13 protein-coding genes and 1 pseudogene are annotated in these 15,689 nt (G+C 67.7%); 6 read left to right on the top strand and 8 right to left on the bottom strand.

Features of this window, described 5'->3' with window-relative positions:
• Positions 1 to 160: 160 nt before the first annotated feature.
• The 6 genes and pseudogenes from DN771_RS07430 to DN771_RS30840 form a co-directional block, all read right to left on the bottom strand.
• Positions 161 to 1,618 (bottom strand): class I adenylate-forming enzyme family protein, encoded by a 1,458-nt coding sequence (locus DN771_RS07430; RefSeq protein ID WP_116996716.1) that lies wholly within the window; start codon positions 1,616 to 1,618, stop codon positions 161 to 163.
• On the bottom strand, positions 1,615 to 2,724 hold the full coding sequence (locus DN771_RS07435) for an acyl-CoA dehydrogenase family protein (RefSeq protein ID WP_116996717.1): 1,110 nt from the start codon (positions 2,722 to 2,724) through the stop codon (positions 1,615 to 1,617). Before DN771_RS07435 ends, DN771_RS07430 begins: the two co-directional genes overlap by 4 nt.
• Positions 2,724 to 3,518, bottom strand: a complete 795-nt coding sequence (locus DN771_RS07440) for an enoyl-CoA hydratase/isomerase family protein (protein WP_116996823.1) — start codon at positions 3,516 to 3,518, stop codon at positions 2,724 to 2,726. The genes DN771_RS07435 and DN771_RS07440 overlap by 1 nt, the downstream gene beginning before the upstream one ends.
• Before the next feature lie 8 nt (positions 3,519 to 3,526).
• Positions 3,527 to 4,768 carry an acyl-CoA dehydrogenase family protein gene (locus DN771_RS07445; protein ID WP_116996718.1) on the bottom strand — a complete coding sequence of 414 codons (1,242 nt, stop codon included), beginning with the start codon at positions 4,766 to 4,768 and terminating at the stop codon, positions 3,527 to 3,529.
• Positions 4,765 to 5,298 (bottom strand): FCD domain-containing protein, encoded by a 534-nt coding sequence (locus DN771_RS07450; RefSeq protein WP_227462290.1) that lies wholly within the window; start codon positions 5,296 to 5,298, stop codon positions 4,765 to 4,767. Before DN771_RS07450 ends, DN771_RS07445 begins: the two co-directional genes overlap by 4 nt.
• Positions 5,299 to 5,370: 72 nt before the next feature.
• Positions 5,371 to 5,559, bottom strand: a pseudogene (locus DN771_RS30840) (GntR family transcriptional regulator); the annotation flags it as partial.
• Between the two features lie 1,586 nt (positions 5,560 to 7,145).
• Here DN771_RS30840 and DN771_RS07460 point away from each other — a divergent pair.
• Positions 7,146 to 7,676 carry a hypothetical protein gene (locus DN771_RS07460; protein ID WP_116996721.1) on the top strand — a complete coding sequence of 177 codons (531 nt, stop codon included), beginning with the start codon at positions 7,146 to 7,148 and terminating at the stop codon, positions 7,674 to 7,676.
• Between the two features lie 36 nt (positions 7,677 to 7,712).
• On the opposite strand, the gene DN771_RS29365 is transcribed toward DN771_RS07460, so the two are convergent.
• On the bottom strand, positions 7,713 to 7,949 hold the full coding sequence (locus DN771_RS29365; protein ID WP_162941671.1) for a hypothetical protein: 237 nt from the start codon (positions 7,947 to 7,949) through the stop codon (positions 7,713 to 7,715).
• 54 nt (positions 7,950 to 8,003) lie between these two features.
• Here DN771_RS29365 and DN771_RS07465 point away from each other — a divergent pair, with 54 nt between their 5' ends.
• The 3 genes from DN771_RS07465 to trhA all read left to right on the top strand — a co-directional run bounded on the left by DN771_RS07465 (position 8,004) and on the right by trhA (position 12,147).
• Positions 8,004 to 9,026: a YopA family protein gene (locus DN771_RS07465; RefSeq protein WP_116996722.1), complete on the top strand. Its 1,023-nt coding sequence runs from the start codon at positions 8,004 to 8,006 to the stop codon at positions 9,024 to 9,026.
• Between the two features lie 142 nt (positions 9,027 to 9,168).
• Positions 9,169 to 10,923 (top strand): stress response protein, encoded by a 1,755-nt coding sequence (locus DN771_RS07470; RefSeq protein ID WP_193615354.1) that lies wholly within the window; start codon positions 9,169 to 9,171, stop codon positions 10,921 to 10,923.
• A 546-nt stretch (positions 10,924 to 11,469) separates the two neighbouring features.
• Positions 11,470 to 12,147, top strand: a complete 678-nt coding sequence (trhA, locus tag DN771_RS07475; protein WP_116996723.1) for a PAQR family membrane homeostasis protein TrhA — start codon at positions 11,470 to 11,472, stop codon at positions 12,145 to 12,147.
• Between the two features lie 37 nt (positions 12,148 to 12,184).
• On the opposite strand, the gene DN771_RS07480 is transcribed toward trhA, so the two are convergent.
• Positions 12,185 to 13,216, bottom strand: a complete 1,032-nt coding sequence (locus tag DN771_RS07480) for a glycosyltransferase family 4 protein (protein ID WP_205528468.1) — start codon at positions 13,214 to 13,216, stop codon at positions 12,185 to 12,187.
• A gap of 173 nt (positions 13,217 to 13,389) precedes the next feature.
• Here DN771_RS07480 and DN771_RS07485 point away from each other — a divergent pair, with 173 nt between their 5' ends.
• Both DN771_RS07485 and DN771_RS07490 read left to right on the top strand, forming a co-directional pair.
• Complete coding sequence (locus DN771_RS07485) at positions 13,390 to 14,565, top strand: glycosyltransferase (RefSeq protein ID WP_205528469.1); 1,176 nt, start codon at positions 13,390 to 13,392, stop codon at positions 14,563 to 14,565.
• The gene (locus DN771_RS07490; protein WP_116996724.1) at positions 14,562 to 15,596 is read left to right on the top strand and encodes a glycosyltransferase; all 1,035 of its coding nucleotides are present in this window, start codon (positions 14,562 to 14,564) and stop codon (positions 15,594 to 15,596) included. The genes DN771_RS07485 and DN771_RS07490 overlap by 4 nt, the downstream gene beginning before the upstream one ends.
• Positions 15,597 to 15,689: the final 93 nt, after the last annotated feature.

Genomic DNA, 15,689 nt, shown 5'->3' on the forward strand with positions numbered 1-15,689 from the left:
ATCATGTCGGGCGCCGCGCCGTAACCGGCGGAGCCGAGGGCGAGCACTCCGATCTCGGCGAGCACGCCCCAGCGCGGCGCCGCCATCGCATCCTCGGGGTCAGCGCACGCCGCAGCCACAGACTGCGCGAGCGCGACTTGCTCGGCCGAAGGTTCGAGGCTCAACATGACGCCAGCACCTCCATGAGGGCAGCGCGGTCGAGCTTCATGTTCGGTGTGTACGGCAGGGCCTCGACTGCGAGGATCCTCTTCGGCACCTTGAATCGCGCGAGGTTGGCACGGCAGTGTTCCACGAGGTCCGAGACTGTTGTCGTCGAGGCCTCGGTGAGTACGACCGCGGCCTCCACTCTTTCGCCCCATTCCGGATCGGGCCGGCCGACAACGGCGGCCTCGGCGACCGCTGGATGGGTGAGCAGCGCGTCCTCGACCTCGGCTGGGAACACGGCTTCGCCCCCCGTCTTGATCAACTCCTTGCGACGACCCGCAAGATGCAAATAGCCGTCGCGATCAAGCAGGCCGAGATCTCCCGATCGAATGAAGCCATCGACGGTGAAGGGTTCATCCGCTGCGGCACCAGCCAGGTAGCCGTCCATCTGCCACGGCGACGAGACCATGATCTCGCCGACAGTTCCGGCAGACTGTTCGGCGCCGGAGTCATCGACGATCTTCAGCCGGACACCCGAAACCGGCCGCCCCACGCCGCGCCCATCGTTGATCTCCTCGGGGAACACTCGTGTGACCGCACCGAACTCAGTGGCGCCGTAACCCGTGAACACCTGCGCGGCCGGAAACGCGGTCAGCAGTGTCTTCGCAAAGTCGGCCGAGCTGCGCGCGGCACCGAAGATCAGCGTCGGGCGGGCGGCAGGATGTGGCCCCGGACCCGCCATCGCGAGAACCCGTGCCATCACCGTCGGCGTGGCAAAGACACGGCTCGGTCTCGGCGAGAGCAGTGTTGCCACCGCGTCGTCGTCGACCTGGCGATGCAACGATGCAGTCCCGCCGACAAGCAGAGTCGTCAGGAGCCCCGTCACCATCGTCACGTGGAAGAACGGTGACAGGTACACCTCACGGTGCTGCGGGGTCACCCTGAGGTTTTGGGCCGACGACAGAAGAGCGAGCACGAGTGAGCGGTGGCTCCAACGAGCAGCCTTCGGAGTCCCGGTGGTACCGCCGGTGGGAAAGGCGATCGCCAGGTCGTCCTCGTTGGCTGTATCCGGGTTGACGTCGCCGTCAGATCCGGAAGCGAGCAGCTCGTCGAAGTGGCGCCACGATGGGTCTCCACCGGTGGTGTCGACGAACGCGACGGCCGCACCGATGCGACCTACATACGTCTGCTGCTCCCGCGACGTCAGGTGAGGGTTGAGCGGCGCGACGACCATCCCTGCTCGCAGAATCCCAACAATCACGCATACGTGGTCGACTGAGCCAGAGGCGGCCACCGCGACGAGGTCACCCGGGGTGTAGCCGTCGTCACGTAGCTGGTCGCGAACCGAGGTCGACCGGTCCCACAACTCGGCGTACGTCAATGTCCTCGACTGGTCAGTGATCGCCGGCAGCCGGCCGCGATGGACACTGTGAGCTCGGAGGACCTCCGACAGTAGGAGCGGGGATCTATTCATCTCGCCCTCGCCAGGCCCAACTCTTGCTCGGCGATGATCGACAGCATGATCTCCACCGACCCGCCAGCGATTGTCTCCATGAACGACTGACGCCACAGAAACGCGCACGGCTCGGCAGCATCCATCCCGTGCACCCCGGCAAGATCGAGGGCAGCGCGCGGGATGTCCTGAGCGAGGATGCTGCCCAGGTACTTGGTGCGTGCCGCCTCGACGACGGCGGGACGCCCTGCCACCATCGCCGCCAAGGTCGCCAGCGAACTCGCTTCGACCTGACGGACGCGAGCAGCGAATTCGTCGACCACAGCGAGCGAGTCGCCGTTCCCCCCGAGACGAGCGCAGAGCGCCCCGAGGTCGGCGACGTCGCGGCGGAGGCGTCCGGGAAGCACCTGGAGGTGCCGCTCGACAGCGAGGGCTTCACGGATCATGTCCCACGCTTCGTTCTCGTCGCCGATACGAGCGTCGGCAGAGACCACCACATCGTCTAAGAACACGCTGTTGAGTCGGTGGCCGTCCATCGTCTCGATCGGCGTCACCGTGATGCCATCGCTGTTCATCGGCACCACGAGAAGTGTCAATCCGCGAGCTCTGCTGGCCGGCTCCCCGGTGCGGCAGAGCAGCCAGAGGTAGTCGGCGTGCTGGGCGTCCGAGGTCCAGCACTTCTCCCCAACGACGCGGTACAGCTCGCCGTCGCGCATGGCGCGGGTTCGAACGCCCCGGAGATCGCTCCCTGCGTCCGGCTCCGAGTAGCCGAGTGCATAGCAGACCGTGCCGGAGCGAAGCTCAGGCAGATAACGCGCTCGTTGCTCGGCCGTGCCGTGGTTGGCGATGGCATGCGCTACGATGCCGGGGCCGAGATCGGGACGGGCGGCACGAAATTCGGCGAGCGTGTCCCAGAGAAGGTAGTCGTAGGTGATCGGGCGACCACCACCCCCGAGCTCTATCGGCCACGACAGACTGAGCCACCCGCGCTCCCCCAGCTCCTGGTACAGCAGACGAGTGTCACCACCTCGCCCCCGAAAGTACTGCCACGGCCCGAGAGTTCGCGACCGCAGCAGATCTGCGACCTCCTCGCGGAAAGCCAACTCGGCGGCGTCAAAGACTGCCATTATGACTCCATCCACTGGGGTTGACGGCGTTCGGTGAACGCAGCAGCCCCCTCCGCGACGTCCGGGTGCGCGAACTGCGACCGTGCAAGCGCCCACGCGTACTCGGCTGAGTCGGCGCGCGACCGGCCGATGCTTTCCCAGATTGTTCGCTTGGAAACCCGCACGGCGCTTGGGGAGTTCTCGCAGATCTGGGATGCGATGGCCATCGCTGTCGGCATCAGCTCGGTGCGGTCGACGACTTCGTCGACGAGGCCGAGCTGGTGCGCGCGTTCGGCAGGCATCCGGTAGTGCCTGCCGCACAGCGTCATCCGCAGCGCCGCCCCGAGCGGCATGCGATGGCTCAATCCGACGCTTTCAACGGCACCGGCCATGCCGATCGAGACGTGGGGGTCAAGGAGCTCGACATGCGACGCAGCCACGACGATGTCGGCGTCGGCAACGAAATGGAGGCCGCCACCGGCGACGAGACCGTTAAGAGCGCACACGACCGGCTTCCAGACCGGACCGCTGAACGGTGACCATACGATCTCCTCAGCCGCGGGACCGTCGCCGGCAGTGCCCCGCCCCGTCTTGGCGACCTCGGCGACGTCAACGCCGGTGCAGAAGTGCCGGTCACCTGTCCCGGTCACGACGACACAGCGGATCGAGTCGTCCGTACGTACGAGCGTCCACGCGTCGACCATCATCGCTCGCATCGAACTTGTGAAGGCGTTGCCTCTCGCCGGCCGATTCAGAACGATCACAGCGGTGTGACCCCCTGGACCGGCGCGCTCGACACGCAGCGGGGCGGACATGTCGAGCGTCACCGCCAGCCCTCAGGTCGGTCGCCGTCGCGCAGCAGCTTCAGCACCTGCCGGCGCATCATCTCGGCCGAGCCGTCGGCCACGCAGATTCGGCGAACCTGCTGCCACGCCTCGGCAAGTCCGAGCTCGTTGGTGAATCCCATCGCTCCGTGCACCTGCATCGCTGTATCGATCGTCGCCACCGCTGTCTCCGTGGACAATGCCTTGGCAGCCGCCACCTCGAGGCGCGCAGGCCGTCCTGCGTCGAGGAGGCGTGCCGCGTGGAGCCCCGCGAGGCGGGCGGCGTGAACGCGCATCGCCGCCTCGGCGAGGGGAAAGCCGATTCCCTGGTTGTCGATGATCGGCCGGCCGAAAGCGACGCGGTCCGACGCGTACCGGAGCGCTTTGTCGAGCGCCCATCGAGCGAGGCCCACTGATCGAGCACAGTTGTACAGCCGGCCGGTCGAGACCCCGGACATTGCCAGTCCCAGGCCGGCCCCGCGCTCACCGAGCAGGTACTCGCTGCCCACGACCACTCGGTCGAGCGACACGATGCCTTCGTCACCGCCGACGTGGCCGAACATGCGGATCACGCTGTCGACGCTGAATCCGGGTCGGTCGACGGGGACGACGAACGCGGAAAGTCCCCCGCTCCGGGCTCTGAACGCCGCGTGGTCGTCGACCGCGAACACGATCGCGTAGTCCGCGTACGGCGCGTTCGTGATCCACTGCTTCGTGCCGGACAGCTCCCACCCACCGGCGACTGGCGTGGCCGCGGTCCGCATCCTCCAGACATCGGAGCCAGCGTCTGGTTCGGACATTGCGAAGCACAGCGTCGTCTCTCCCCGGAGGAGCGGGCCGAGCAACGCGTCACGGATCTTGGCCGAGGCCTTGGCGAGCAGGGGGCTCGGGCCGCGGGACCAGTGTGCGACGGCGTGGTAGCCGAGCCAGGCTTCGGCACCGCAGACCCGGTAGACGGTCTCCCAAGCCCTGTAGAGGGCCACGGCACCAAGGCCGCCACCGCCGAGCTCGGTCGGGACGAGCATCGTGTAGAAGCCGGCCGCCGCCGAACGTTCGCGGACTTCCCGGAGTAACCGCAGCACCTCTGGGGTGAATCGACCGTCAGGCCCGAACGTCACGGGATGCCCATCGCCAGCGATCAACTGCTGGGTGCGCGGGAACACCTCGGCCCGGAGGAAGTCACCGAGACCGTCAACGAGATCCTCGATCGTGGTGTCATCAACACGCTCTACGACGTTCATCGCCCACCACCACGGAGCTCGCGGGCCCGGTCGAGAGCGAGCGGGCTGACTGCGGCCGAGCGAACTGTCTGCTGAGACGTCCGCGACAGCGCTGCGTTCTGCGAGGCGGCGACGTGTTCACGGGCAAGAGCCATGGCCGCGTCCGCGTCACCTGCGTCGATCAACTCGATGAGCCGTGCGTGCGCAGCCGTACCCACGCGCCGTTGAGCAGCAGTGGGGCGACCGACCTCTCCGTGGCAGGCCCACTCACTCTCGTGTCCCGACCAGAGAGCGATCAGTGCTCCGACGAGGACCTTGAGCGTCTGGTTGCCGCACTCAGCGGCGAGAACCTCGTGGAACCGTCGTGCCGCTTCGGTGAATCGTTCGTCACTGTCAGACAATTCGACTGCCGCCTCATGAACCTTCCGCAGCGCCGGCACGACGGTCTCACGGCGATCGGGGCGCAGCGCGCAATACCTGACACACAGAGGCTCGATGTCCTGCAACGCCGTGGCAACATCTACCAGCGACGTCTCGGCCGACTCGAGCACTAGACCGAGCGTGTAGGCGATCGTCTCGCCTCGAGGCGAGCGGACGACGGCACCGCCGCGGCTGCCCCGGTGAACCACGATCAAGCCCTCCGACTCCAGAATTCGGATCGCCTCCCGCAGCGTCGGCATGCTCACGTCGAACTCGGCTTGCATTCGTTCGAACGTCGGCAACGCAGTCGCGTCGGGGAGGTCGCCCGACAGGATGCGAGCACGGAGCTCCCCGGCGAGAGTCCTAGCGATGCCCTGCGCCACTGACGCCACCCCTTCTCATGGCACGTCCGAGCCGGATGCCCACGCCTGCCCCCTGGAATTCCAACCTCAATGCCCCCCTTGCACGGCCTCCGTCGAACCGTCTCTCTGGCGTGCCGAGGAGACTCTCTAAAGATATGGAGGTTTAGAGGATCATACGCTGCGACTACCGACATGCGCAAGCACCGGTCTCGGCCACGCCGGGCGGTGCCGCTCTGTTCCAGAGCGGATCCGCGCGGCCTGCAATCGGTTGGCTGTTGGAGGTGCTCGAACGCGCTCAGATCTGCACATCGACACAAGCCAGGGGCACGCCGAAGCGAACGGGCGACCAGGACTGTCAGTTGGCCGCTGCCAGAGTCCCGTTCAGCGCCGGCCGGGCGGCAGGTTCCATCGCTCCGGAGTTGGTGCTGCCGTTGCGTCCGCCGCAGGCGGCGTCGGTGGTCGCCAACCCGACACCAGGCCGTTCATGCGGTACTTGCTGCGCATAGGTCAGTGGGGTGGGTGCTCGGGAGAAGTCGCCTCAAGCACTCATCGGAAACTCGCGGTTGAGTCCGGGGGTTCCGGGTTGGCGTCGGCGGGTTAGCGGTCGTGGTTGGTGGCCGCGATTTCGAGTCCACTGTGCTCGCGCAGACGCCAGCTGGGGCCGCGGATGTTGACACGATGGCTGATGCATCGACGGCGGAAGCTGGACCCCGATCGCCCGTGGGGTCACGGTGCCTGACGACTGCGAACTGGGCGACGGATGCCCGCACCTTCGCTCGCGAATCGGAGGTTTGAACGCCTTGCTGCGGGCGACGATCACGTTGCGGTGGCCCGACCAGGTCGTCGTGTATCAGCTCGTCCCGAACGGCGACCGAATGATCGCCTCGGTCGAGGAACCGACCCAGCGGAAGTTCCACTACGACAGCGAGACGCAGTCCTTCCTCGCCATCTTCCCCGATCGCCCAACGCCAGGTACCGTTCGGAACTGCTCCTCACGCTCACCAGCGGGACCAACGATTTCCGTGACGGTCCTCTACGGCGCCTGACCGGGCTCGACCCAGCACCGGTCGAGCGCAACGGCGAGGCCGGGGTGGGAAGGCCTCGCCGCCGCACGAACGCGAAACTACGAGCGACGCGGCACACCGACGCCGGCGGCGGTGCCACGGTGTCGGTCCGGCGGTATCCGTCGAAGTAGCGCAGCCTGACAGGGTGACCGGGTCTCGCAGCCAGCTGGCCGACGGGACCGCACCCGCCGGCTGAGCGGCGGGGCGAGGACGGTCTGTGGGGCCGAACGCCCGGCTGCCGACCTCGGCGACCCCGACGCCGGGGCTTGGCCCGATCGGGCCACCGGCGGTTCGGGTCACGCCGCACGACCGCCACAGTCGTACGGCACGGGTCGACCCGAACCACCAGGTCAAGGGCCAGATCGGGTCAGATCTGCATCGAACGGGCACGGTGACCCGATACCGCACCCGGTGACCCGAACCACCAGGTCAACGGCCAGATCGGGTCACTCCGGAGCCGAGCCCTCGGAACCGGCACCCCGCCCCCGTCACGAGAACTTTCGCCCGATTCCGATGTCGCCTTCGGAGCGTCCGGCGGCGCTTTAAGTCGACATGAGCGACGCCTCCGACCCCGGGATCGGCCTTCAAGAGCTACGACCACCCACCCGCCTGCAGCTGATCTCGCTGCTGCGAACCGTCGAGCAGCGCTGGGCTCTGGTCGACCCGTACGTCGAGCTGGTGTGGATCGAGCCGCTCGGCGTGACCGCCGTGGCCGTCGCCCGACGCCTCGCCCTGCTCGCCGCGGCGACCGCCGCCGTGGCCTGCGGTCGACCAGTGCGACCCAGCCGATGTTCCTGGCCGGCTCGGAGCCGTCGGGCCGCTGTGGCGACCGGGGAGCGGCTGCTGCGTGCCGGGTCGGAGGCCGTGTCTGGCGGTGTGGACTCCGCCCGCCTGGCACTCGCGTGGCCCGCGATGTTCCGGGTCCGAGGGTTCGGGTCGGCCCGATTCTCCGAGCGAGGCACCTTTGCAGGTTCCCCTCCGGGGAACCTGCGGTCGGACGCTTCGGCAGCGGACCCGAACATCTGGTTCGAGTGCAAATGCCGGCTGAGCATCCAGGTCAAGTCGTCGTTCCGCTTGGCGTAGCGTCGTCGCATCCGTGTTCCCTGGCCTGCGCTCACTTCACACCGGGCCGACAAGGCCTTCGCGCTGTGGTCCGGCCGGCTTCAGATCGAGTTCGGCGAGCAGGTAGCCGAGGGTCCAGCCCAGGTCCAGTTCTCTTTTCGGCCGTCTCCTCGCATCCGCTATCGCTTCGCAAGCCATTCCCCGGGCGTCGCGGCGATGCGCAGCTACACAACCGTTGAACGGCACGTTCGTTTCCCCCACTTCGAGGCGGTGCCAATTCCACTCTCTGCTCATCTATGGCGGTCCTCGCAGCCGGGAGCGAGGTACACGTTCCAGACGTCGGGAGACGTGGAGCGCCAAACCATCGGCGATCCGCGCCGCATCAGCGCAGTAGCTCTGGGGCTGATCAACTTCGTCAACGACTCGCTCGATGGCTGGACCACGCTCGAAGGCGAAGAGGAGCCGCGGACGGTTAGCGAACTCGACGTCGATGCCTGGCATCTCACGTTCTGGGGTCGTCAGCCCCTGCGCAAGGGGCTGCTATGGGGAGAGGCGTCCGAGCAGGCTGGTTCCTACGCGTTCACCCACGCCGTCGAAATATGCCGCAGGGACGAGCAGGTCTTCGATCTCGCTGACGCCGACGCGCTTCGCGACGCTCTGTTCCATGTCCTGTCGTTTGCGAAAGGCCGGTTAGTCGGACTCGCTTTACCGACCGCGTACGACGAAGCTGGCGCTGCGGTCGCGGTGCGCTGGGAAACGACGATCGCCGACCCGTGGACCCAGCCGCTGTCGTGGTTCGAGGGCTCCCTCTTCGGTGGCTTGGCGGGTCTCCTCGATCGCTACGTCCGTCTTTCCGGCGACGAGTTCTGGCGCCTGGTTCTCAGGCGACTCGTCCGCATGGTGATCAGCGCCAACGAACCGAACCCTGTCGATGTATCCATTGCGACCGCCGTCGCAGCGCTGGAGCTACTCGCCTGGTCGGCCGAGAGCGCAGGATTCGTACCCGCATTGCCCTCAGACGCAAGCGCGGCCGACCGCATCCGGCGCTTTCTGGAGTGGGCCGGAATCAGCCTCGCCGTCCCCGTCGAGCTTCAAGCTCTCGCCGATCGCGCTGCAACCCGGCACGACCCCGCTGACGCGCCTGCCGTGCTCGCCGGGTTACGAAATCGGCTCGTGCACCCTCCGAAGAAGCCCCGCCAGTTGGACTGGCCCGACGGCGCGGTGATGCGAGAAGCATGGCGACTTGCTCTCGAGTTCGCTGAACTGGGCATCCTGCGACTACTCGACTATCAGGGCAACTACCGCCACCGACGACATTTTCGCGGCCAATGGGTCGGCGCGACGGAGCCGGTTCCGTGGGCGAGATTCTGAATAGTCGGCACTCACGTCAACCCCAATCTCATCACTGACAGGCACTGCGCTGCTCGGCGGCTGATGCTGTCCGACCGTCACGTTTGAATGTGCAATGCTCGTCGGTGCCTCAGGGGTGGGCCCTGAGTGAGGGAGTGGGACAGTGGAAGAGAACTGGCAACAGGCGCGCCTGATTCCGACCAGCGGGATCAACGGCGCGGAAGAGGCCGAGCGTCGCGCAACATCGGCGCTCCTCGCGGTGATGAGTTCGGTGCGTGACTTTGCCCAGACAATCGTCAAGCCGTTGGGCGCTCCAGCAGGACAATTGGCGACGTTCATCGAGGTGCCGTTCGCGCTCGGCGAGCAACGCGTGTATCCGGACGGACTGCTACGAGCCGCTCGAGGCGGACGGACATGGACGTGCCTCGTCGAGGTAAAGACCGGACCGAACGAACTCGCCCGTCCGCAGGTTGAGGCGTACCTCGACGTCGCACGAGAACAGGACTTCGACTGTGTGCTGACGATCTCGAACCAGATCGCGCCCGCCCCGGGCGTCCATCCCATCGACGTCGACCGCCGCAAGACGAAGAGAGTCGCTCTCCACCATCTGTCGTGGGCCGAGGTAACAGCGTTCGCCGTACAGCACCGCGTTCACCGCGGCGTGTCCGATCCGGAGCAGGCGTGGATTCTCGGAGAACTCATCCGCTACCTCGAGCATCCGAAATCCGGGGCGATGGACTTCACGGACATGGGCGCAGCGTGGGTCACTGTGCGCGAGTCCGTCGGAGCCGGCACTCTTCGCGCCACCGACAAAGGCATCGCCGAGGTCGTCTCCCGATGGGAACAGCTCCTCCGCTACACGGCCCTCCGGCTCGGACGAGAACTCGGCAGCGACGTGCAGGTGCAGCTCTCCCGCAAGGAACTTGCCGACCCGACACTCCGATTCTCATCGCAAGCGCAGTCCTTGGTCGAACGCGGGGCGCTCTACGGCCAGCTCCGCATCCCGGACGCCGTCGCGCCAATCGACGTCACCGCCGACCTCCGCGCGAATCGGATCACCGCCTCAGCCGACATCGACGCCCCGCGCGACGGACGCGCCACTACTCGCGTCAACTGGCTGATCCGTCAACTCGCTGACGCGCCCGACGGTCTGAGGGTCGACGCCTTCGTCGCCAATGCCCGTACGTCGACGAGTGAGCTGCTGCGACTCGTACGACAAGACCCCAACGTCCTGATCACCGACCCAAAGAAGGACCTTCGAACCTTCCGAGTCGCGATCGCGAGCGCACTCGGCCCGAAGCGAGGAACGGGACGAGGCGGCTTCATCGACAGCGTGCTGACCGCCGTCGACGGCTTCTACGCCCATGTACTGCAATCCGTCCGCCCCTGGTCGCCCCGCGCTCCACAGCTCTCCAAGTCGAGCAACGCCGTGGAAGAAGCGGGCATCGACATCACCCCACCGGCCAAGGACCTCGAAGAACTCGAATCCGAAGACCGCCCACCGACAGGGCCCTCATCTCCGCCGGACGCAGTCCGCGTCGGGGTCGCTGATTCTCCGGCCGACGAATCGGAGATCCCCGACCCGACGGACAGCGGTGAACTCGTCACGTGGGACGATGCGCAAGACCGGCTCGATCGAGAGCGATCGTTCGACAGCGTGGACACGCACAACACCAACGAGGACCCAGCGAAGGAGACACCGGCCGACGAGTCCCGAGGCAGGGCCGCCGAACTCGACGCCGACCGGGCACCGCACCACGAGAGGGACGACGACGGGTTGGATACGCCTAGAGAGCGCTTGCGCGACAGTCTGGATCCCGAATCGTCCGCTCCTCAGCAAGCACAAGACAATCCGGCCGAGGTTTCGAAGCGGGCGGTCACCGCGCAAGCCGGCGGCTGGCCGAACACAAGCACCTAACCGACCACGACGCAGGAGCACGCGCCGCTTCGATGCTCGATGACGAGCAGGACTCGGAGACTGACGGAGACGTCGCACACTTCGATGGTTCCGCCTCGACGGCCAGCGGCCACGGGTGGGCACGCCACCTCCGTGGAGCGCCCGTGCGACTCATGTGCCGCGGCGCAGCGCCGACACGTTCACCCGACCCCGCCAACCAGCCCCAGGTTCGCCAGTGGGCTGACCGGTTACTCCCGCCGTTACTCCCGGCGACGGCATCACAGCCCGTCTAGCTGGTAGTTTGCGCGCCAGCACCGGCTCACGCGGAACCCCTCCCGTTCCGCTTTCAGGTGTGTCTTGCGTCTCCGGGAGCAACGAGCGCTTCCGACGCATTCCACTTCTGAACAGGCACGTTGTCCGGCTGGCGAGTCGGGTTTCGTGGATGACCCCCGTCGCCCGACGTCGCGCGGTCGTCCCGTCGGGATACGGTTGATCCCACGGGGCAGTTCTCCGGTGCGATCGTCGCCCGGTTGACGCTCTGGGCCAGTTTCTGGCGAGGAGTCGAACATGTCTACCCGGGCACCAGTGCTGGCCTTGATGGATGTTCCTCTCGGGAGCGCCACTCGGCCCCTGTGGCGGGGTCGACTTCACCTGTTCGGCCTCGTTGCCGCGGTGCCGCTGCTCGTGGTGCTCGCGATCCTGGCCGGCGGAGCGCGGGCTCGTGGTGGGGTCATCGTGTACGCCGTCGGCCTGTGCGCGATGCTCGCCGTCTCGGTCACGTACCACCGCTGGGTACACACGGTTCGCGCACGCGCCGGATGGCGCCGCGCGGATCACGCGACGATCTACGCCGCGATTGGCGGAACGTTCACGCCGCTCACGCTCATGGCCTTCGGAACCTCGGTCAGCGTGGTGATGTTGATCATCGTGTGGGGAGCGGCGGCTACCGGCGCTGGCCTCAAGATCGTTGACTGGCGACACGCCGACCGAGTCGGGGTGTTCCTGTACCTCGGTATCGGCTGGGCGGGCGTGCTGCTCGTCCCGGCGCTGTGGCAACAGGGCGGCGTCGCTTGTGTCGCGCTGGTGTCTGCCGGCGGGGTGGCCTACACGGTGGGGGCGATCGGATTCGGTCGCCGCTGGCCGACGCTCGGGCCGAGTGTGTTCTCGTACCACGAGGTGTGGCATGTGTTCACGTTGCTCGCGGCTGGCAGCCATCTTGGCGCGGTGTGGATCGTCGCGACCTGATCGGTTACGGAGGCTCCGGTGTGTCGCCGCAACGTGATCAGCGGCGCGCCAGCACGCCTCGGTACACGTCGACGTACCGGTCGACCATTGTCGCGATGCCGAATCGGCCGCTGGTCGTGGCGTGGATCGTTGGCCGATCGAGGCCGCCGGCGGCTCCGACTGCCCGTACGGCGTCATCGGCGCCGGTGACGAGGAAGCCGGTGACGGCGTCGTGGATCAGTTCGGGCATCGATCCTCGGGCGTTGGCGATGACCGGCGTGCCGCAGGCCATCGCCTCGACGACGCTGTATCCGAACGGCTCGTCGAATTCGATCAGGTGGAGCAGCGCGTGTGCTGCGCCGAGGACCTCGGCCCGGTCGCCGGCCTCGACCGGGCCGAGGTATCGCACGTGCGTCTCGTCGATGTGGGGGGCGACGGCGTCGCGGAAGTAGTCGGCGTCTTGGATGATTCCGGCGATGTCGAGACGGCGGCCGGTTCGGCGGGCGACCTCGATCGCGTGGTGCGTCCCCTTGTGGGGATGGATGCGGCCGAAGAACACGAGGTGATCGCCGGGGTCGGGGTGGACGCGGAACCCTTCGACGTCGATGCCGTGGTGGATCGTCGCTGCGTAATGCAGCGCCGGGTGGCGATCGGCGTCGCTGATCGCCACGTATGTCGTGGTCGCGTCGTACCGCTCGTAGACGGGGACGATCACCGGCGACGAAAAGCCGTGGATGGTGGTGACGACCGGCGTCGCCACGAGGCCGCTGTAGGTGAGAGGGAGGAAGTCGAAGCCGTTGTGGATCACGTCGAAGTCGGCTGCTCGCTCGAACACGGCGGCGATGTGGAGGCACTCGGCGACCTTGGGGTCGATCGACGGGTCGTCGGACCAGCCGTGGCGGGACGTCCCGTGCAGCTCGGCTGACGTCAGCGAGTCTGCCGTCGCGAACAAGGTCACCTCATGCCCGGCGGCGACCAGCCCGTCGGCGAGCAACGACGCGAAGAGTTCCCAGGGACCATAGTGACGCGGCGGTGTGCGCCAGGCGATGGGTGCGAGTACCGCGACTCGCAGCGGCGACGTGGCGGACACGCCGTGCCGGGGGAGAGAGATACCCGAAGGCTACCGACCACCTGCGCCAGCGCCGGGGTACAGTGGACATCACCTCTTGGAAGAGTCGCCTCGCTTGGGCTGGACGGCCATTGTGGCTCTGTCGCCCTTCGCAGGCCCGACGCCTCGACCGAGCCGATCTCAGGAGCTCAGTCGTGTACACCATCAACACCGTCCCGTCGCTCGAGCCGGCGGGTGCGCCGGTGCGCACGTTCGGACTCCTCTCGACCTTCCCACCGACGCCGTGTGGCATTGCCACGTTCGCAGCGGCGCTCGCGTCAGCGCTCACCGCGCAGGGTGCTTCGGTGAGCGTCGTTCGCTGTGGGCCGTCTCCTGCGCTGGAGGACCCGGTCGTGACCGTTGCCCTCGTCGACGGGTCGCCCGAGCAACTCGAGAGCGCCGCAGCGGCCCTGAATGCCACCGACGTTGCCATCGTTCAGCATGAATACGGGCTGTACGACGGCCCCGACGGCGAGTCCGTGCTGGCACTCATCGACCGTATCGACATCCCGGTCGTGGTCGTCGCGCACACCGTGCTCGCCGAGCCGACCACGAACCAGCGCCGCGTGTTGGCCGGCGTCTGTGAGAGGGCACGGCTGATCGTCGTGATGACCGAGACGGCGCGCGATCGCCTCATCGCTCTGTACGACCTCGCCGGCCCCAAGGTGGTCACGATTCCGCATGGCGCGGCCACGCCAGGCGCGGCCCCGGTCGTCCGCTCGTCGGTATCCCTGTCGCCGCGGGTGCTCACGTGGGGCCTGCTCGGTCCGGGGAAGGGCATCGAATGGGCAATCGACGCGATGTGCCTCCTCGCCGATCTCTGGCCCACCCCGAACTATCTCGTGGCCGGGGCCACCCATCCCAAGGTGCTCGAACGGTCCGGCGAGACATACCGGCAGATGCTCGTCCGGCGCGTCGAAGCGGCACCCCGGCGACCCTGGGTGTCGTTCGACGACACCTACCGAGACCTGGCGGGCCTCAACGCGCTGATCCAATCGGCCGACGTCGTGGTGCTGCCCTACGACTCCGCAGATCAGGTGACGTCCGGCGTGCTCGTCGACGCCGTCGCCGCCGGCCGGCCCGTCGTCGCCACGGCCTTTCCACACGCGATCGAGCTGCTCTCGACCGGCGCCGGCATCGTGGTGCCCCAGCGCGACCCCGCCGCACTCGCCGACGCGATCCGCACCGTGATCACCGAGCCCGGCGCCGCCGCCGCCATGGCCGCCGAGGCGCGGCGGCTGGCCCCGCAACTGTCGTGGTCGTCCGTCGCCCGCCGCTACGACGACGTCGCCCGGCGGCTCGTCTCCACGCGTCAGGTCCCGCTGCGATGACGGGACCTCCACTCGACCACCTGCTCGCAATGAGCGATGGCATCGGCCTGTTCGAGCACGCCGAGTTCACCGAACCGCGCGCGACGCACGGGTACTGCACCGACGACGTCGCCCGCCTGCTGGTCGTGATGCTTCGACAATCGCCAGACGACGCCACAGCGCGAGTGCTCGCGCGGCTCGCGTTCCGGTTCCTCGCCGACTCGCAAGGCACCACCGGCCGAACCCGCAACCGTCGCGCCGCCGGCGGTCGGTGGCGTGGACGCCACGGTGTGGAGGACTGCTGGGGACGCAGCCTCTGGGCGTTCGGGTCGGCAGCCCGCCGCGCCCCCGAGCAGTGGATGCGCCAGGGCGGTATGTCGTACTTCGGTCACGGCGCGGCCCGTCGCTCGCCACATCGACGGGCGATGGCGTTCGCCGCACTGGGCGCTGCGGAGGTCGTGGCAGTGTTCCCGCGACACGTCCCGTCCCGTCGGCTCTTGGCTGACGCCGTCGTCGCCATCGGTCGACCGTCAGCCGACGTTGTTTGGCCGTGGCCGGAAGAGCGGCTCCGCTACGCGAACGCCGCGCTGCCGGAGGCCCTGATCGCGGCCGGCGACGCGCTCGGGCGGACCGACGTCATCGACGACGGGCTGTCCCTGCTCGCGTGGCTGCTGGACCACGAGACGCTCGACGGTCATCTGTCGCCGACCCCCGTCGGCGGGCGCGGCCCCGGCGACGCGGCCCCGGCGTTCGACCAACAGCCGATCGAGGTGGCAGCGATGGCAGACGCATGCGCCAGGGCGGCCACGGTGACCGGTGACCCGATGTGGATCCGTGGCGTGGACATGGCGGTGCTCTGGTTCGAGGGCGACAACGACGCGAGCGCGGTGATGTGGGACCCCATCACGGGCGGAGGGTTCGACGGGCTCGAGGCAACCGGCGTCAACCGCAATCAAGGGGCCGAGTCGACGCTCGCCCTCGTCTCGACGATGCAGTACGCGGTAAGTCCGAGGGACGGCACGGACGCCGTCGAGGAGGAAGTGTCATGCTGAGGCTCGAGTGGAACGCCCTGCGGCCTGGAGACCGCGTGGCGGTCCACGATGACGACGCCGTCGGTTTTCCGCTGTGCGACGGCGTCGTCGCGA

Source organism: Desertimonas flava, assembly GCF_003426815.1.
In the GTDB taxonomy this organism is placed as follows: domain Bacteria; phylum Actinomycetota; class Acidimicrobiia; order Acidimicrobiales; family Ilumatobacteraceae; genus Desertimonas; species Desertimonas flava.